Genomic DNA, 17,649 nt, shown 5'->3' with positions numbered 1-17,649 from the left:
ACGTGTTACCTTTATCGCGATGTCAGAGTTCAACAGTCCACCGGTTCCGGCCGACCTCGTGAGCGCGGCGGTCCGCGCCTCGGAGAGCCTCGGAAAGGACGTGGCCGACGTGCCCCTGATCGCCATCGCGGAGGAGGCGGGAGTCTCCCGCAGCACCCTCCTGCGCCGTGTGGGGGGCTCGCGCCGGGCCCTGGACGAGGCGGTGCGCGCCTCGGGCGTGGACCCGGGCGGGCAGCGCCCGGTCCGGGAGCGCGCGGTCGAGGCCGCGGGCGGCGTCATCAGCGAACAGGGCCTGGCCGCGGCGACGCTGGAGGCGGTCGCCGCCTCCGCCGGGTGCTCGGTGCACAGCCTCTACGCGGCCTTCGGCGGCCGGGACGAGCTGCTGCGCGCGGTCTTCGAGCGCTACAGCCCCATCCTGGACCTGGAGGCGATCCTCACCGGCACGACGGAAGGGCTGGACGCGCAGGTCCGGACGGTCTACCGGCTGATGGCCGACGCCTTCAGCCGCGAACCCCGGGTGCTGCCCGCCGTGTTCGCCGACGTGTTCGCCCGCCCCGAGGGGCCCACCTCCGACCTGTTCCTCCGGCTCTTCTTCCCCCGCATGCTCGCCGGACTGGGCGGGTGGCTGGCCGGGGAGGTGGCCGCGGGCCGTATCCGAGACCTGCCGGTCCCCCTGCTGGCCCAGCAGATGCTCGCCCCGATCGCCGTGCACTGCATGCTGCGCCCGGCGCTGGACAGAGTGGAGGGTGTGGAGTTCCCCGGGATCGAGGAGGTCGGCGCGGTGTTCGCCGAGTCCTTCCTGCGCGCCTTCGCGACGGACCCGAACATCTCCAACACGTCCCGAAATCACCATGGGCGAGCGGAGTTGCCATGATTGACTTCCTCCCCCTCCTGAAGGGGGATTCCGACCGTCCCTGACGGGACGGTCCCGCTCACGCGGGCTGTCTCACAACAGCGGTTTCCTGTTTCGTCGCCGGCCGCGGAAGGGAGGACCCTTGCCGTCTGACACCAGCTCCGCAGGCATCACCCGAGACTGTCTCCCGGGCTGCGGCTCGACCAGCCGCAAGGGTGTTCTTGGCCGCGTTGACGTCCCGATCGTGTCGGGTGCGGCAGGCAGGGCACGTCCAGTGCCGGGTGCCCAAAGAGAGTGTGGCCAGCAGGTGCCCGCACGCCGAGCAGGTCTTGGAGGAGGGAAACCACCGGTCGATCACCACCAGGGTGCGACTGGCCCGCTCGCACTTGTACTCCAGCTGGCGGCGGAACTCGCCCCACCCGCAGTCGGAGATCACCCGTGCAAGGCGCCGGTTCTTGACCATGCCCAAGATGTTGAGGTCCTCGACCGCGATCAAGTCCGCTGCACGGACCAGCCGTGTGGTGGTCTTGTGCAGGAAATCCTGCCTCGCGTGGCGGACCTTGCGGTGGGCGGCGGCGACCTTCGCCTTGGCCTTGCGCCGGTTGGCCGACCCGCGCCGCTTGCGGGCCATACGGCGCTGGTAGCGGGCCAGGTTCCTGGCCCTGCGTTCCAAGTGGCGGGGGTTGGCGATGTTCTCGCCCTCGGAGGTGACCGCGAAGTCCTTCACTCCCAGGTCGAGGCCTATCTCGCGCCCGGCGTGCGGGGCGGGTTCGGGGTCGGTGGTCTCCACGGCGAAGGTGGCGTACCAGCGCCCGTCCGCCTCACGGGAGACGATGACGGTGGTCGGCTTCAGCGAGGCGAGGTCGACGTCGTCGAAGGACCAGGCCAGGCGAAGCGGCGCTTCCTGCTTGGCCAACCACAGTCGCCCGTCGCGGATACGGAACGCGCTGCGGGTGTAGTGCGCCGACTGGCGGGCGCCGCGCGACTTGAACCGAGGGTAGCGGGCGCGTTTGGCGAAGAAGTTCGCGAACGCGCTGTGTTGGTGGCGCAGGGTCTGCTGCAGGGGGACCGAGGACACCTCGGACAGGAACGCCAGATCTTCGGTCTTCTTCCACTGGGTCAGCGCCGCGTCGGTCTGCTTGTAGGAGGTCGTGTGGCCTCGCTGGTGGTAGGCGGTGTGGCGCTCGGCGAGGGTCTTGTTCCACACCAGGCGCACGCATCCGAACGTGCGGCCCAACTGGGCCGCCTGTTCGGGGTCCGGGTAGGCCCGGCACTTGTACGCCGTCCGCATACACGCAAGGTTACAGGAGCTGACTGTATGAATAAGCCGTATCCCGGATTCCTCCCTGGCCTGAAGGCCGGGGCATCCTCCGGGAAGTCAGGTGAACGCACGAGCGAGCGTACGACCTGCGTGGTCGTCGGCGGAGGCCCCGCCGGAATGGTGCTGGGCCTGCTGCTGGCCCGGGCCGGGGTGAAGGTCACCGTGCTGGAGAAGCACGCCGACTTCCTGCGGGACTTCCGCGGGGACACCGTGCACCCCTCCACCCTGGAACTGCTGGAGGAGCTGGGCCTGTACGAGCGCTTCGCCCGGCTGCCGCAGAGCAGGCTGGACGAGGTGGCCTTCCCCGTGGGCGGGGGCCGCACCGTGACCATCGCCGACTTTCGCAGGCTGCGGGGGCTGGCCCACCCCTACATCGCGATGGTCCCGCAGTGGGACTTCCTGAACCTGATCGCCGAGGCGGGAGGTGAGGAGCCGACCTTCACGCTGCGGATGGACACCGAGGTGACGGGGCTGCTGCACGAGTCCGACCGGGTGGCGGGCGTGCGCTACCGGGACCTGGACGGCGACGGGGAGATCCGCGCCGACCTGACGGTGGCCTGCGACGGGCGGTGGTCGCTGGCCCGCCGCGAGACCGGCCTGGTGTCCCGGGAGTTCCCGGTGGGGATCGACGCGTGGTGGTTCCGCCTGCCCCGCGAGGCGGGGGACCGCGCGACCCTGACCCCGCGTGCGGCCCCGGGCAGGTTCGCCGTGGTCATCCCGCGCGAGGGCTACCTCCAGATCGCCTACATCGGGCCCAAGGGCACCGATCGCGAACTGCGCGCACGCGGGATCGGGGCCTTCCGGCGCGACCTCGCCGAACTCATGCCGGAGCTGGCCGACCGGGCGGGGGCCCTGCGGTCCATGGACGAGGTCAAGCACCTGGACGTGCGACTCAACCGGCTGCGCCGCTGGCACGTGGAGGGCCTGCTGTGCATCGGCGACGCGGCCCACGCGATGTCCCCCCTCGGGGGCGTGGGGATCAACCTCGCCGTGCAGGACGCCGTAGCCGCCGCGACGCTGCTGGCCGGGCCGCTGAGGAGGCGCCCGCCCACCTCCCGCGACCTGGCCGCGGTGCGCAGGCGGCGGATCGTGCCGACGGTCGCCGTCCAGACGCTCCAGCGCCTCATGCACCGGGGGCTGGCCGAACCGATCATCAGGGGCGAGCGGCAAGGGCCGCCCAAGCCCGTGCTGGCGGCCCTGGACCGCGCGCCCTGGCTGTCGTTCGTGCCCGCCTACCTCATCGGCAAGGGCCTGCGCCCCGAGCACATACCGGGCTTCGCCCGCCGCGACCCCGCACGGGCGGTCCGTTAGGGATGGCCCGGTAGCGGCGGCCCGGAAGCGGCGGTGGTCCGCCCGCTCCGCCGTGATGATCTTGTACTTACAGCGAGATTGGACGGTCGAGACGCGCTATAAGTACAAGATCAACGCAGGTCAGAACCCTGGTGCCACACCGGCAACGGTTCCGGCCGGTCCACCGGCGGACCGGGAACGCACCGGGAAGGGCGCGAACCAGGCCCGGGGGTCAGGACGGGTCGGGGACGCGCTCACCGACCGGGACCGGCCCCGGGGCGGTACCGGAGCCGAAGGGGCTGCCGCCCAGTTCCTCGCGGTGGTGGGGGGTGAGCCAGCCGCGCGGATCGGGTCCGGCGGCGACGATCCGCGTCGGGTTGATTCCCGTGTGGACCCAGTAGTAGTGGATCCGGACGTGGTCGAGGTCCGTGGTGTCGCCGAACCCCGGCGTCTGGAACAGGTCGCGTGCGTAGGCCCACAGCGCCGGGTACTCCGACAGCTTGCGGATGTTGCACTTGAAGTGGCCGTGGTAGGCGGCGTCGAAGCGCACCAGGGTCGGGAAGAGCTTGATGTCGGCCTCGGTGACGGAGTCCCCGACCAGGTAGCGCCGACCGGTGAGGCGCTCCTCCAGCGCGTCGAGCCTGGCGAAGACGGCGGCGACCGCGGCGTCGTAGCGCTTCTGGTCCGGGGCGAACCCGGCCCGGTACACGCCGTTGTTGAGGTCGGTGTAGACCTCCCGGGACAGGGCGTCGATCTCGTCGCGCAGCGCGGACGGGTACAGGTCCGGGGCGCCGTCCCTGACCAGGCCGCCCCACTCGGTGTCCATGTCCCGGACCAGCTGGTCGAAGTCGTTGGTCACCAGGTGGCCGCTCTCCACGTCGACCAGGCCGGGGACGCTGACCCCGCCGTCGTAGCCGGGGTCGCGCGCCAGGTAGGCCTCGCGCAGGGCGTGGATGCCCAGGACGGGGTCCCTGTCGCCGGGGCTGCCGGTCTCCTCGGTGAACACCCAGTGCGGGTCGCCCTCGATGATCTCCTGGCGGGGGTCGGTGACGGCCAGGGAGACGGCCTGTTCGAGGCCCATGAGCCTGCGGGTGATGACGACCCGGTGCGCCCATGGGCAGGCGCGGCTGACGACCAGGCGGTAGCGGCCGGGCTCGGCGCGGCGGCCGAAGCGGCCGTCGGCGGTGACCCGGTCGGCGAAGGCCGCCGGGTCGCGGGTGATCTCCTCGGTGGGAATCCGGTTGGCCCTCATCTTCGGTCCCCTCGTCACGCTGGCGGAGCGCGGCCGGAGCCGCGCGCACTGTCCGTGCAGTGTACGAAGCCGACTCCGGCCGTCAGTGTCACGACACCTGGGCCAGGGGCGGGACGGGCCCGGGCCCTGGCCCTGGCCCTGGCCCTGGGTCAGGGCAGGGTCAGGAGTTGTCCCGGGGGCGCCAGGTCCTTCCGCGTCCCGCCTTCTTGGGCTTGCGGAGCAGGGGCCGGGACGACTGGTCCTCGTCCGGCTCCTTACCCTCGGCGTCCGGCACGGGGTGCTCGGCGACGGCTCCGGCAGGGGCGGTGGCTTTTCTGCGTTCCGCCCTGTTCAGCCTCTCCAGGCGCTCCACACGGCTGGTGGGGCCGTCGGAACGCTCCGCCCCGGACTTCGCCGCGCTCCGGGCGCGCGCCCGCTCGGAGCGCGCGGGCTGGACCGGGAGCGCGGGCTGCTCGGACCGCGCCACCGGAGCGGCCGGGGCGGACGGTGTCGCCTGGGCTGCCGGAGCAGACGCGGTCCCGCTCGGCTTCGGTAGGCGGGAGCGCACGGCGCGTTTGGCGGCCTTGCGAACGGGAGATGGCTCTTCCTCGGAGGTCGGCTCCTGCTGGGGAGGCGTCGTGCGCGCCTGCTGGGACGGGCGTTCCGCGCGGGCGGGAGAGGCGACCACCGACGGAACCGTGCCCGTGCTCGGACGTCCGGGTGCGGGCCTCGCGGGGGCGGGCTCGGGCTCACGCTGCTCGGGCTCACGCTGCTCGGGCGCGGTCTCCTCGGACGCACGCTGCTCCCGGGTCGCGGACGGCGCTGGCGCGGACAGCTCGGAGGCGTACCGCTCGGCGGGGGGCCGTTCGGACGCGGCCGCCACAGGGGCGCCCTTCTCCTGGGCACGCCGCTCCGGGGCGGACCGCTCCGGCGCACGCTGCTCGGACACGGGCTCCTCGGAGGCCGCCTTCTCCGGAGCGGGTTCGGACGCGGCGGGCCGCGCGGACTCGGACGGTTCCGTCACGGTCTCCCGGGACACCGGCTCCTCGGGAACGAGCTGCGCGAACGCGGACAGCTCGGGCTCCGCCTCCTCGGAGGCGGACGGCTCGGCCACGGCCTCCCCGGATTCCGACTCCTCGGGGGCGGACAACGCGGACGAGGACGCCTGCGGCGCGGTCTCCTCGGCAGCGGGCTGCCCGGCGACGGAGCGGTCCGACCAGACGTCCGTCCGCGCGGGGGCCTCCGGCACGGCACCGGACCGCGCCGTGTCGGTCAGCTCGGCCTCGGACCACACGGCACCGGCCTGCTCGGGTACGTACGGCGCGGCGTCGGCCAGATCAGGCGCGGTCAGCTCGGCCTCGGGCTGCTCGGTGTCGGGCTGCTCGGTGTCGGCCTTCCTGGCCGTGCGCGCGTCGGTCTCCCAGAAGTCGGTGTTCCAGACGTCGGCGTCCCAGAAGCCCTCCTCCGAGGTGTCGGCCTCCCGAGCCTTCTTGGTTCCCTTGGTCCTCTTGGACTTCGCGACCGTCTCGGCCTTGCGGTCCTTCTCCTCACTCACAGCCGCCTCAACAGGCTCAGCCGTCTCGACCGGCTCGGTCGTCTCCATCGTTTCGGTCGACTCAGCCGACTCAGCCGAGTCGGCCGACTCGGCGGCAGCCTGCTCCCCCAGGGCACCGAGGAACGGCTCCGCGAAGGAACCGGCCTCCTCGGCCGCGACGTCCGGGACGGCCTCCGAAGCGGTCACCGGGCTCACCACCCGCTCCTCGGTCTCCTCCAGGGCGGGCGAGGAGTGGCGGTAGGCGCGGACGGCGTCCATGACCTCCTCGGCGGTCGCACCGGGCCAGGAGCAGTGGAAGACCGGGTTGAGCGGAGGGCTGGTCTCGGTGATGAGGCCGTCCTCCTCGATCACGCAGCTGCCGCCGAGCGGCCAGCGTCCCAGGACCACGGCCGTGATGCCCTGCTGCTGTCCGTGCAGCAGCAGACCCGACAACGCGGTCTCGTGTTCGGAGGTGGGCGAGGTCACCAGCGCCAGGGGCGTGTGCGGCCGCTCCCCCTGTTCCTCGACGATCTGGTGCAGCTCGCGCTGGAGGACGGTCAGGGCTTCCTCCGTCGTGCCGACCATCCGCACGGGCTCGCAGGGGTGCGCGCGCAGCAGGTCGCGGCCCCGGTCGCCCACCAGGCGGGAGGCGTCGGCCTCGGTGAGCAGCACGCGCACCGCGTCGTCGTTGAGGCGGTCGAGCGCGTTGACGATGAGACGCCGGGCGGCCCCGGCCGCGCCCGGACCGGTGACGCCGAGGCCGGGCACGTGGTCGAGTTCCACCGTCACCCGCTCGTCGATCTCGTCCCCGGGGGTGGGCCGGGGCGGCGGGGCGGTCAGGGCCAGGCGGCGGGGCGCACGCGGCAGGCGGGGCAGGCTCAGGCTGACGCCGGGCAGGCGGACGCCCCGTTTGCCCAGCAGGTATCCCCCGGCCAGGCCCGCGAACGCCACCGCTCCGGTGACGGCGCCGTCGGGGATCTCCACGACCAGCACGTTCTCGCCGTCCTCGGCGGCCTCGGCCGCGGCGGCGTCGGCCGCTGCCGCCACCGGGTCGGTTGTCTCGGCGGCAGCGGACTCGTCGGCTTCGGCCCCGGCAGCGGGGGTCTCGGTCTCGGCGGCCATCACACGCGACTGGAGGGAGGTCGGCTGCGGGACGACGGTGTAGGCGACCTCGGCCCTGCGTTGGGCGGCGGCGCCTCCCTCGCGGGGCTGCTCGGAGCCGACGCCGTCCACCGTCATCTCCGGGGCCTCCTCGCCCAGGACCTCGTCGAGGTGGTCGGCGACCGCCTGGGCCCGGCGCTCGGACAGCTCCTGGTTCACCTGGGCGTTCCCACTGGGGTCGGTGTGACCGGTGATGCGCACGGGCGTCTCGGCGTCGCCGTAGGAGTCGATCATCTCGGCGACGGGTGCGAGGTCGTCGCGCATCTGCTCGGTGAGTTCGGCCGAGCCGACGCCGAAGCCGGAGACGGTGCGCACCCGCTCGACGGGCTGCGCGGACGGGGCCTCCTCGGGAGCGAGGGGCGCGTCAGCATCCTGCTCGCTGTCCGCCTCGCGGTCCTCCTGCGTGGTGACCGTGTCGGCGAACGCGGTGGCCGGTGCGACCGCCACGGTTCCCACGGCGGCGGCCGCCACGACCTGGAGCGGCCCCAGGGGGCGCAGCCTGCGGGGCATGCCGCGCAGGCGGGCGAAGGTCTCCACGACCAGTCCGGCCGCGTACAGGCCCCACAGGACCCACAGCACGGTGATGAGCAGGGCGGTGAACACACCCGGCGGCAGGCGCCAGCCGCGCAGGTGCGCCGCGGCCACGGCCCAGGAGTCCGGCAGCTCCGGCCAGGGCAGGTGCGACATGAGCAGGTAGGGGATGCCGAGCAGGATCGCCGCTGCGAGCAGGAGGGCGCTCAGCCGTCGGATCTGGGACATGTCCGCCTCACTGGAGCTAGGGAGTCGGCTGGGTGTGGGGACGTGCGGTTGCCGTGGCGTCGACGGTGGTCGAGCCCATCGGTAGGAGGGTGAAGGAGTAGTCCACCGAGCAGGTCACGGTCACGGTGTCGCCGCTGACCGCGACCGTCCCGGTGGCACCGGCGGCGCTGAGGAAGGACTGAGCGGCGGCGGAGGCCGCCGAGGGGTCGAGGGCGACCTCGCTCGTGCCCTCGCGGTAGGAGGCCCAGTCGAGCTGTTGGACGCCCGCCCGGGCGGCCTCCTGGGCCAGGGTGGCGGCCTCGTTGCGTGCGCGCAGCAGGCCGCCGCCGTCGGTGACCAGGCCCAGGCACAGGATGAAGGCCGAGGCCAGAATGGCGACGAACGCCGTGGTCTGGCCTCTGTCGTCCGTACGTCTCACGGCTGCCCCCTGAAGGTGTCGACAACGACCGTGGCGTCCCCGGTGATCGTCATGGTTCCGGGGACGCCCAGACCGGTCAGGCCGTTCAGTCCGACGTGACACTCGACCACGGCGGTGACCGCCCCTCCGGGGGTCAGTCCGCCGTGGTCGAGGGTGACGGAGTGGTCGCCGCAGACCAGGCCGTTCTCCGCGAGGGAACTCGCGGCGGTGCTCGATGCGGCTCCCTCTGCGGCGGCGACGCTGCGTTCGAGGGAGGCCGCCCGGGCGGCGGAGTGCGCCACCTGGTCGGCGGTGGAGTTGGCGTCCGCCACCCTCCCGGCGAGCACCATGAGGAGTGCGAACGCCAGGAGGGCGGGGGTGAGGAGCGCCAGTTCCACCGACGCCGAGCCACGGTCAGCGCGCTCGGAGTCCGTGGAGTGTACAGAGATCACGGGGCCGCCTCCGAGGGGACGAAACGCTCCACGGGCGCGGTGACCTCGTGGCCCACCGGCCAACTGAAGCCGGGGACGAGACTGGGCACCTCGGCGTCCACGACCACACGCACCTCCTGCGCACTTCGGCTGACAGACACGTCGAGGCCGGAGAGGAAGGAGCCTCCCCCTCCCTCAGCCACCGACGTGCCGCCACCCGCCGTACGTGACTGCTCAGCAGTCCTTCGAGCGATGTCGGCGACGACGTGGTCACCGTGCATCCACAGGGCCGTCTGGATGACCAGCAGCACCAAGAGCAACAGCGCGGGCGTGGCCACAGCCATCTCAGCACTGCCTCGATCTTCCCGGGGAGCGTGCAAGGCTAGCCGCTCGTAATCCGGCCGGATTCGAGTGCCACACGGTCGCCGATAACAGCAACAAGCCCTACGGCTAGAGCAACCAGAGCAGCGGTGATGATGACCGTCTCGGTCGAGTAACCGTCGTCCCTTCGGCTGAGCAGCAGGGAGCTGAGGTAGGCAGTAATGCGCTGCATCAGAAGTCTCCAGAATGTGTCGGGGTTTCATGAGCTGAACAAAATGTGGCTGATCGCCGGATAGCCCAGGAGGGCAAGAAACCCGGCGAAGAGCAGGACCACCGGCAGGCTCATCCGCTCGGTTGCGGACTGGGCCTCGGCGTCCATCTCGGCGAGGAACTGGGTGCGCAGTGTCTTGGCTTTGGCAGCCAGAGAACTGCGAATGCGCGCGCCATCGGCTCCGGCAAGTTGGAGGCTGGCCGCCAGTTCGGCGAACTCGGGGGTGTCATAGCGCTCACCGAGGTCACGCAGCGCTGTCCAGGGCGACTGACGCATGAGCGTCGCTTCGCGCAGGCTCTCCCGGATACGAACCATGGCCCACCCGCTGCCCGCCGCACCGGCGTCGGACAAGGCTCCGTTAACGCCCGCACCCCCGGCCAGGGAGACCACGACCAGATCCGCGAAGCTGGCCAGGGCCCGACGCATGCGCTCCCGACGCTTGTCCGCCTCGTCACGCAGGGACATGTCCGGAGCGAACCAAGCGATCACAGCAAAAGCCACCCACATACCTCCCGCAAGCACTCCAGAGGGGAGAACACCAGCCAGGGAGAGCATGCCACCCAGCAGTGGGGGGAAGGCCAGTGCCAGCACGAGCGCAGTGAACTTCTCGGCGAGGTAGGACTCGGGTGAGCGCTCGCACACCCGCAGGTTGCGCCGTGTCCCGGGCCCGGGCATACCGAAGCTCTCCAGGACCGGAACGCCGATCTTTCCCAGTCGCGTCAGCACCCCGGTGTCCGGTCCTGTAGCCACAACGGTACGGGGAGGCGGTGGTGCGGCCAATCGCTCAGCGAGTGTGGGCCGGGCCCAACGTGCGGCGAAGAGCGCCCACAGGGCCAGTCCGAGGGCGGTACCCGCGAGGGCGGCGGCCAGGGTGGGGGTCATCGGACGGCCTCCGAGGTACGTGCGGGCTCGGGTGCGAGCACCCGCGGCCCCAGGTCGAAGCGGGACATACGAGACAGCCAGATCAGCGCAGTCGCCCACAGACCGCCGATACCCGCGAGAACCAGCTGGCCGACGAAGCCGTCGAACGGTTCCAGGTAGTCGGGGTTGGTCACCAACATGAACGCCGCGATACCCACAGTCGTACCGACGATGATCCGTGTAGAGGTGCGCAAACGTGCGCGGCTGGCGGCCACCCTCACCAGCATCGCCGCCTGTTCACGTGCAGCCTCCGCCAGGCTGCCGAGCAGCGTGCCCAGGTCGGTGGCGTGCCGGGTGGCCGCAGTAGTAAGAGCGGCGGCCACCAGGTCCGCGGTGGGGTTGTCCACCTCGTCCGCGAAGGCCCGCAACGCGCCCTGCGTGGGCTGACCGGCCCGCAGCCGCTCCGCCAGCCTGGCGACCGGCTCACGTACCGGCTCGGGCGCGATGGGCACCGTGGCGGCCACGGCCTGGTGCAGGCCGGCTGAACCGGCCATCAGGTCGCGCAGCATCTCGGTCCAGGCCGCGACGGCCTCGACCCCCGCCACCTGTTTCTCGTGACCGCGGTCGGGCCCCAGCACTGCCGGGCCCCACCAGCAGCCAGCGGCGGCGAGCACACCGGCCACCGGCCAGCCGGTGACGAACCAGACGAGCAGACCGCCGACGATCGCCGCGACCAACCGCAACGGCCGCTGCTGACCGAACAGCAGCGCCCGCCACTGCGGAACCCGCGAGGTACGCGAGTTACCACCGGACGCCGCCAACGACGCCAGGGCCAGCCACAGCCCCGCGCCGAGCAGGACACCGGCGGCGGCGATGAGAAGCACAGGAGTCGTCACCGCGCCCACCCCACTGTGTCCGGGCTCAGCATCGCCGGGTCGAAACCGGCCTCGGCCAGGGCGTCGAGCGTGTTGGGGCTGGGCGGCGCCGCGGGCAGGTGCCCGTTGCGGTCGCGCCGGTAGACCTCGTTGGACACCACGTTCTGCCCCTCGGCGCCCACCACCTCGCGCACGCTCGTGACCATGCGCCCGCCCGTGGGCAGCGCCGACACGTGCACGACCAGGTGCACGGCGGCGGCCACCAGGGAGGCGGTGGCGTCCAGGGGCAGGCGCTCGGCGGACTGGGCGGCGTAGGCGCCCAGCTTGGTGAAGGCGCCCGCGGAGTTGGCGGCGTGCAGGGTGGTGAGGCTGCCGTCGTTGCCCTGGCTCATGGCGTTGAGCAGCGGGACGGTCTCGTGTCCGCGCGTCTCACCGACGATGACCCGGTCCGGCGACATGCGCAGGGCCGTGCGCACCAGGTCGGCGATGGTGATCTCGCCGACGCCCTCGACGTTGGCCGGTCGGGCCTGGAGGGCGACGCAGTCGGGGTGGGCGTCGCGGTCACGGTCCAGCCCCAGTTCGAAGACGTCCTCGATGGTGACGAGGCGTTCGTCGACGGGGATCTCGGCGGCCAGGGCGCGCAGCAGGGTGGTCTTGCCCGCGCCGGTGCCGCCGGTGATGACCATGTTGCGGCGGGAGCGCACCCCCGCGCGCAGCAGGGCGACCAGGGTGTCGTCGATCGTGCCCAGTTCGCGGAGCTGGCCCAGGGTGGTGCGGCCGTAGCGGTGGCGTCGGATGGACACCGAGGGCTGCCGGGCGACCTCCATGACGGCGTTGAGGCGCTCGCCGCCGGGCAGCTGCATGTCGAGGATGGGCGCCCCCGGGTCGAAGCGGCGCTCTCCCGTGGCCGACTCCGACGCCAGGCGCCGGACCAGGGCGATGACCTCCTCGGGGTCAGCGAAGAGCGAGTCGTGCCGCTCGCGGCTGCCGTCGGCGCGGCGCACCCACACGTGTACGCCGTTGATGTTGATGTTCTCGATCCCGGGGTCGTCCAGGAGGGGCTGGAGGGGGCCGAGCCCGCACACCCGGGCCAGGGCGCCCGCGGCGACGGAGGCCTCGGTCGTCGCGTCGAGCACCTGCCTGCCCTCGGACAGGGCGCGGCTCGCGTCCTCGTCGAGGATCTGGGCGATGACGCGTTCGGCTCGGGCGCGGTACTCCTCGGGCGTGTCCTCGGGTTGGCCCCGGGTCTCCTCGCTGAGCCGCCGGGTGGCCTCGGTGACGGTCCGCTCCACGCGGTCGGCCACGGTGCGGGACCGGTCGGTGTCCAGGAAGTAGCCGTCGGTGATGTCGTATCCGGCGTCGTGTCCGCTGCTCATGCGTGGACTCCCGTCACCTGGGGCGCGGGCGCCGGAATTCCGGTGCCGTCGGCCTGGTCAGCGGGGCGGACACCCTCGGCGAGGTCCTTCGCCAGGCGGGCCGCCGCCTTGAGCAGGGGCCTGCGGTGCGGCTTGCGCGGGTTCCTCTCCCCGCGCAGGAAGGCGGCGGAGCGCACGTCGGAGGGGAGCCGTCCCCACACGCCCGGGCCCAGGGCGCCCTCGATCTCGCGGACGCTCCCGGTGCCGCCGACGACGACGGTGCGCAGACGCGGCAGGCTGCGGGTCAGGGCCTCGGAGGCCTCCTTGGCCCGGCGCAGCTGCGCCAGGTCGTCGGCGACGAGCAGCAGGGCCTCGTCGGCCCACGTGGCCAGTGCGGCGGCGGGCGCGCCGGGGGTCAGGCGGCCCAGGTCCAGGACGACGGCGGGCCCGTCGGCGGAGGCGAGCACGCCGGGGTTCTGGGAGAGCAGGCGCACCGCGCCCTCGGCGCGGTCGGCGGTGACGGGCGCGTGGCACACCGACAGTCCTCCGGGGAGGATCTGCGTGTGCGCGCCCAGGTCGGCGGAGGCTCCGCCGTGCCGGGCCGCGGCGGCCAGGCCGGTCAGACCGGGGTCGGGCTGGAGGCGGCGCCAGGTGGCGACGTCGCCCCCGGAGGCGTCGGTCTCCACCAGGACGGCTCCGGCCTCGCCGGGCCAGACCGCGGCCAGCGCCATGGCCGCGCAGGTGACGCCGGGTGCTCCGCCCAGGGAGAAGAGCGCCACGGTCCGGGGCATCACGCGCCTCCCCGGGGGTTGACCTGGACGACGCTGACGCGTTCGACGGCGGCGGCCGAGGCGATGGCGGCGGCGTCGGCGGAGGACGCGACGAGTTCGAGTTCCACCGAGCCGTCCTCGGCCGCGGAGGGCTGGACGTCCCGCACGAGCGCGCGGTAGGCCTCGACACCGCCACCGGTGGCGCCCTCCTCGGGGTGGACCACCACGGAGACCGCGGCGCCGGGGCCGATCGAGGCGGGGAAGCGGCCCACGCGCAGGGCCACGCCGAGCACGGCGCGGTCGCGCTCGGGGAAGGACGCCTCTGCGCCCAGGGCCTCCTCGGGGAGGAGGCCGCCCTCGGTGACGGGCACGGTGAGGGTCTGGCCGACGGTCGCCTCCAGGCGCTCGGCGCCGACGAAGGAGACCCCGTCGGCGACGGAGATCCGCTCGACCCGCAGGTCCTCCGCGGCCACCACGTGGCCCGCGGGCAGGTCGCCGTCGGCGACGAGCACCCCCTGCCGGTCGTCCATCTGCTCAAGGGCCACGACGCCGCTCAGGCCTCCCGCGGTCATCATGCCCAGGGCCAGGACCAGCCACCGCCAGCGGCGGGGTCCGCTGCCCAGGAGCCGCACCGGAGGGGTCTCCCCCTGCCGCGGGGAGGCCGCGGGAGCCGGTGCCGTCTTCGTGTCCACCACGTCTGTCGTCTTCTTTCGGTGTTAGCGGTTGCCGGTGCCGGTGACCAGGCCCTGGGATTCGTCCACCTGGAGTTCGACCTGCGAGGTCGTGGTGACCGAGTCGAGCGCGCCCGTCTCGCCCCCGGTGAACTCGCCCTCGGAGAGCTCCCAGCCCACGTCCCAGCCGACCTGGACGGAGACGGGGTAGACGCCACCGGGCTGGCTGGAGGAGGGCAGGGTGTAGACGTGCCCGCAGTCGGGGGAGGCCGACTCGGGGTCGTGCACGGCCGGGTCGAAGGGGGTTCCGGGGCCCTCGCAGCGGATCTGCGTGCCGTCGCCCAGGTTCCAGACGGTGGAGGTGGGCGTGGCGGTGACCGTGAGGGACCAGTCCTGGACCTCGGCGGAGGCCTCGGCGGCCTCCCAGTCCTGGGACTCCACCCACAGCCACACGGGGGTGTTGACCAGGACCAGGGAGTCACTGCCCGGAGAGGTCTCGATCTGCGGCGGGGGCAGCTCGAAGTTGGCCATGGACTCCTGGATGAGGGTGACCGGGTCGGTGGGGGCCTCTCCCTCGCCGCTGTAGTCGATGGACTCCCAGTCGATGGCGTCCCAGTCCACCTGGGACCAGTCGATCGCGTCCCAGTCGATGGCGTTCCAGTCGACGCCGTCGGAGGGAGCGGCCGGGGCGCCCGGGTCGCCGGAACCTCCCGAGCCGCCGGAGCCCTGCTGGCCCGCGTGGGTCTGCCACCAGCGCAGCAGGATCGAGCAGCCCAGGCCGCCCGAGCTGCCGCACTCGACCTGGCCGAGGAAGGAGCCGTCGTCGGCGTGCGCGGGGGTGGCGACGGCCCCGGCCGCCAGCAGGGTCAGTACCGCGGCGGTGGCCGCGGGTCGTACGAGTCTCAGCATGATCCCGCTTCCCAGATCCTGAGGTCGGACACGCGCCAGGCGAGTCCGTCGTGAACGAGTGTGGCCTCGACGAGGCGCGGTCCCTGTCCGGAGGAGCCGCCCATGCCGAGGTTCCAGGCGGAGTCGTCGAGGCAGTCCTCGACCGTTGCGCTGTCGGGTCCCTCGACCGCGGCGACGGGGTCGAGGGCGGGTTCGCCGGTGACCTCCCCACCGGAGGTACGGGCCCCCTCCAGTGCCGCGCTCATGAGGGCGTAGGCGCCGCCCACGGCGTAGTCCCGGAGTTCGGTTGGAACTTCGCCGCCCTCGTGGGAGGCGGCCACGACCGTGTCCCACATGCCGGTGTAGGCCGCGAGCGCCGCGGCCTCCTCGTCGCTGGACGGGGCGGCCGGGGAGCTCGGTGCGGCCTCCGCCCCGGAAACCGCGTCCTCGGAGGACGCGCAGCCCGACGCCAGGGCGAGGGCCGCGCAGCATCCCGCGACCGCGGCGGCGCGCAGGACGGCGCCGTTTCTTCTCGCGGCTGTCGTCATCGGTGCGTTCTCCACTGCCATGGAAGGGGAGGGGTGGTACAGCATGGCGGAACCGACCCGGTGAGCGGGCCCTTTCCCTTCCGACGAGGGGCGGGGCGGTCTCCTGCGCCCGGGAGGTCACGGGACCGGACGCGGAGGCCGTTGAGCGGACGGACGGAGGAGGGGGTCCTCCACCCGGGTTCGGGTCCGCCACGGGCCGGCGTGACCGGAGTCGCGCGGGGCGGAGCCCGAGGACTGACCGAAACCACGTGGTATTGGTTGGGTTTTATCTGTCCTTGCGTGAGCTTATAGAGAAGTCGCCTGCCGTAACAACCCCCCGTTCCCCTTCTGTGACTGTGACCCGGTCGAGCTTCCGGACATCAGCCCCACAGCAACCCGCGAAGGCCACACACTCGCAGCCCTCCGACAAACACACGCAAAACAACATCTGAACGACACGGCAGTCGGGGCAGGTTTCCCAGGCCCGGCCCCACGCGGGACCGGGGACGAGGCGGGAGAAGGTGCCGCGGTGTGGATCGCGACACACCCTTCGTCGGCCTGGACGCGTCCGGCGGCGAACGTGTTCGACACAGAACGTGTTCGGCGCCGGACGGGGGTCAGACCACGAGCACGCGCGGGCCGCGTCCGCGCAGTCTCCGGACGTCGTCGGGGTCGGTGCCGGTGTCGGTGATGAGGCAGTCCACCTCGCGCAGCCGCGCGAAGCGGGCGATGCGGTCGCCGCCGATCCTGGTGTGGTCGGCCAGCAGCACGGTCCTGGCCGAGGCCCGCACCATGGCCTGCCTGGCCATCACCTCCGCGGGGTCGGCACAGGTCAGTCCGCGCTCGGGGGACACGCCGTCGGCGACCATGAAGGCCACGTCGACGTGGAGCTGCTCCAGCAGGCGCACGGAGGCGAGCGTGGTCCCGGCCGCCGCGCTCACCCGGCCTCCCAACAGATGCACGGAGAGGTCGCGGCGCGAGGCCAGGCCCAGCGCGGCGGGAACCGAGTTGGTCAGGACGCTCAGCCCGCACCCGGCGGGCAGCAGCCACGCGATCCGCTCCGCCATCAGCCCGGCGTCGAGCATGATCACGCCGTCCCTCGGCAGTTCCGCCAGGGCGGCCCTGGCGATCCGGCCCTCGGCGGCCGAGAGCCGCCCCGTTCCGGACGGTGTCGTCGTGGCGCTCGCTCCCGCTGCGTGCCTGACGACTGTGGCACCACCACTGAGACCACTCACAAGGTCCTCCGATCCGTCGATGGTCAGCCCCTTGGCCGAGGGGGCGACGGGCCCTGGCCCGGCGAGTGAATTCGATCGGGTCCTCTGTTTCCTCACGAAGAGAGCATCCCGGCCGAAGGGGAACGGTATGCGAATACCCCCGCTGTTCGGGGAAAACCGTTGCGAAATGGCAACGTCACCCTGGGTGCGGGACGCAGACGGAGGCCGCCGAACTGCGGGGCGGCGCCTCCGGAGGGAGCGGAGCGGCGGCGGGACCGGAGGGAGATCCGCGGCCGGGTCGCCTACCACAGCAACAGAGGAACCAAGGCAACGCACACGGGCGGGAACGGAAACAGAAGGACAACTACTTCCACATTCGGGTGTACTGGTGCTACTTTCACCCTCTTACGGAGCGGTCGTGGAGGGGGGAGACGCGTATGCCGTTCGACGAGAACATGAGCGACTCCCAACGCAAAGCGATCGAGGTCCTCACCGGCATCCGCATCCCCAAAGCCAGCATCGCCGCCCTGGGCCGCGCCTCCGAGGTCTACGCCGCCCTCGACCAACGCCTCGGCGTCCTGGACGACCTCTTCGACCTCAGCCGCGTCCACGCCCGACGCAGCTTCGACGGCCGCACCGCCGACCGCTACGAACGCTCCCTGGACCAGTTCACCACCGGCGACAACGACTACGTCGGCTCCGCCCGAGCCAACTCCACCACCATGTCCAGCGAACTCTTCAAGGCCCGCGCCAACGTCGAGTACATGCACATGATGGTCATCGGCCAGTTCATCCAACTGCTCGCCGAGATCGCCTGGGCCATCGCCACCGCCAAGTTCACCTTCGGCGCCTCCTTGAAATGGATCCCCATCTTCAAGGCCATCCGCAGCCTGGCCATGCGCCGCATCCTGACCTGGCT

The 17,649-nt window shown here is 72.3% G+C and carries 16 protein-coding genes and 1 pseudogene; 3 read left to right on the top strand and 14 right to left on the bottom strand.

Annotation, left to right across the window (positions count from 1 at the left end; all coding sequences use genetic code 11):
• Positions 1-19 precede the first annotated feature (19 nt).
• The gene (locus tag FYW99_RS18615; protein ID WP_150253315.1) at positions 20-874 is read left to right on the top strand and encodes a TetR/AcrR family transcriptional regulator; all 855 of its coding nucleotides are present in this window, start codon (positions 20-22) and stop codon (positions 872-874) included.
• 58 nt (positions 875-932) lie between these two features.
• Here the strand turns inward: FYW99_RS18615 and FYW99_RS18610 are convergent, their stop codons facing one another.
• Entirely contained in the window at positions 933-2,144 is a 1,212-nt protein-coding gene (locus tag FYW99_RS18610; protein WP_150253314.1) for an RNA-guided endonuclease InsQ/TnpB family protein, read from the bottom strand.
• Positions 2,145-2,171: 27 nt separating this feature from the next.
• On the opposite strand from FYW99_RS18610, the gene FYW99_RS18605 reads away from it, so the two are divergent.
• On the top strand, positions 2,172-3,485 hold the full coding sequence (locus FYW99_RS18605; RefSeq protein ID WP_394350364.1) for an FAD-dependent oxidoreductase: 1,314 nt from the start codon (positions 2,172-2,174) through the stop codon (positions 3,483-3,485).
• A gap of 211 nt (positions 3,486-3,696) precedes the next feature.
• Here the strand turns inward: FYW99_RS18605 and FYW99_RS18600 are convergent, their stop codons facing one another.
• The 13 genes from FYW99_RS18600 to FYW99_RS18540 form a co-directional block, all read right to left on the bottom strand.
• Positions 3,697-4,716 (bottom strand): glutathione S-transferase family protein, encoded by a 1,020-nt coding sequence (locus tag FYW99_RS18600; RefSeq protein ID WP_150253313.1) that lies wholly within the window; start codon positions 4,714-4,716, stop codon positions 3,697-3,699.
• Positions 4,717-4,876: 160 nt separating this feature from the next.
• Entirely contained in the window at positions 4,877-8,149 is a 3,273-nt protein-coding gene (locus tag FYW99_RS18595) for an OmpA family protein (RefSeq protein WP_150253312.1), read from the bottom strand.
• 16 nt (positions 8,150-8,165) lie between these two features.
• Complete coding sequence (locus tag FYW99_RS18590; RefSeq protein ID WP_150253311.1) at positions 8,166-8,567, bottom strand: TadE/TadG family type IV pilus assembly protein; 402 nt, start codon at positions 8,565-8,567, stop codon at positions 8,166-8,168.
• Positions 8,564-8,998: a TadE/TadG family type IV pilus assembly protein gene (locus FYW99_RS18585; protein WP_150253310.1), complete on the bottom strand. Its 435-nt coding sequence runs from the start codon at positions 8,996-8,998 to the stop codon at positions 8,564-8,566. The genes FYW99_RS18590 and FYW99_RS18585 overlap by 4 nt, the downstream gene beginning before the upstream one ends.
• Positions 8,995-9,321, bottom strand: coding sequence for a TadE/TadG family type IV pilus assembly protein (locus FYW99_RS18580; protein WP_150253309.1), 327 nt, complete (start codon positions 9,319-9,321; stop codon positions 8,995-8,997). Before FYW99_RS18580 ends, FYW99_RS18585 begins: the two co-directional genes overlap by 4 nt.
• A 236-nt stretch (positions 9,322-9,557) precedes the next feature.
• On the bottom strand, positions 9,558-10,295 hold the full coding sequence (locus FYW99_RS18575) for a type II secretion system F family protein (protein ID WP_223839203.1): 738 nt from the start codon (positions 10,293-10,295) through the stop codon (positions 9,558-9,560).
• 152 nt (positions 10,296-10,447) lie between these two features.
• Positions 10,448-11,335, bottom strand: coding sequence for a type II secretion system F family protein (locus tag FYW99_RS18570; protein ID WP_150253308.1), 888 nt, complete (start codon positions 11,333-11,335; stop codon positions 10,448-10,450).
• Complete coding sequence (locus FYW99_RS18565) at positions 11,323-12,681, bottom strand: CpaF family protein (RefSeq protein WP_150253307.1); 1,359 nt, start codon at positions 12,679-12,681, stop codon at positions 11,323-11,325. Before FYW99_RS18565 ends, FYW99_RS18570 begins: the two co-directional genes overlap by 13 nt.
• A complete protein-coding gene (locus tag FYW99_RS18560; RefSeq protein ID WP_150253306.1) occupies positions 12,678-13,451 on the bottom strand; it encodes a P-loop NTPase family protein in 774 nt (257 codons plus the stop codon). The genes FYW99_RS18565 and FYW99_RS18560 overlap by 4 nt, the downstream gene beginning before the upstream one ends.
• A complete protein-coding gene (locus FYW99_RS18555) occupies positions 13,451-14,125 on the bottom strand; it encodes an SAF domain-containing protein (protein ID WP_150253305.1) in 675 nt (224 codons plus the stop codon). Before FYW99_RS18555 ends, FYW99_RS18560 begins: the two co-directional genes overlap by 1 nt.
• Positions 14,126-14,146: 21 nt before the next feature.
• Positions 14,147-15,010: a hypothetical protein gene (locus tag FYW99_RS18550; protein ID WP_150253304.1), complete on the bottom strand. Its 864-nt coding sequence runs from the start codon at positions 15,008-15,010 to the stop codon at positions 14,147-14,149.
• A complete protein-coding gene (locus tag FYW99_RS18545; protein WP_150253303.1) occupies positions 15,004-15,537 on the bottom strand; it encodes a hypothetical protein in 534 nt (177 codons plus the stop codon). The genes FYW99_RS18550 and FYW99_RS18545 overlap by 7 nt, the downstream gene beginning before the upstream one ends.
• Before the next feature lie 596 nt (positions 15,538-16,133).
• A complete protein-coding gene (locus FYW99_RS18540; RefSeq protein ID WP_223839201.1) occupies positions 16,134-16,847 on the bottom strand; it encodes a DeoR/GlpR family DNA-binding transcription regulator in 714 nt (237 codons plus the stop codon).
• A gap of 320 nt (positions 16,848-17,167) precedes the next feature.
• Here FYW99_RS18540 and FYW99_RS31820 point away from each other — a divergent pair.
• Positions 17,168-17,649, top strand: a pseudogene (locus tag FYW99_RS31820) (hypothetical protein); the annotation flags it as partial.

The sequence above is a fragment of the Nocardiopsis deserti genome, assembly GCF_008638355.1.
GTDB classification, from domain to species: Bacteria; Actinomycetota; Actinomycetes; order Streptosporangiales; family Streptosporangiaceae; genus Nocardiopsis; species Nocardiopsis alborubida.
The sequence above is the reverse complement of the archived record's forward strand: the minus strand, read 5'-3'. Positions and strand labels throughout refer to the sequence as shown.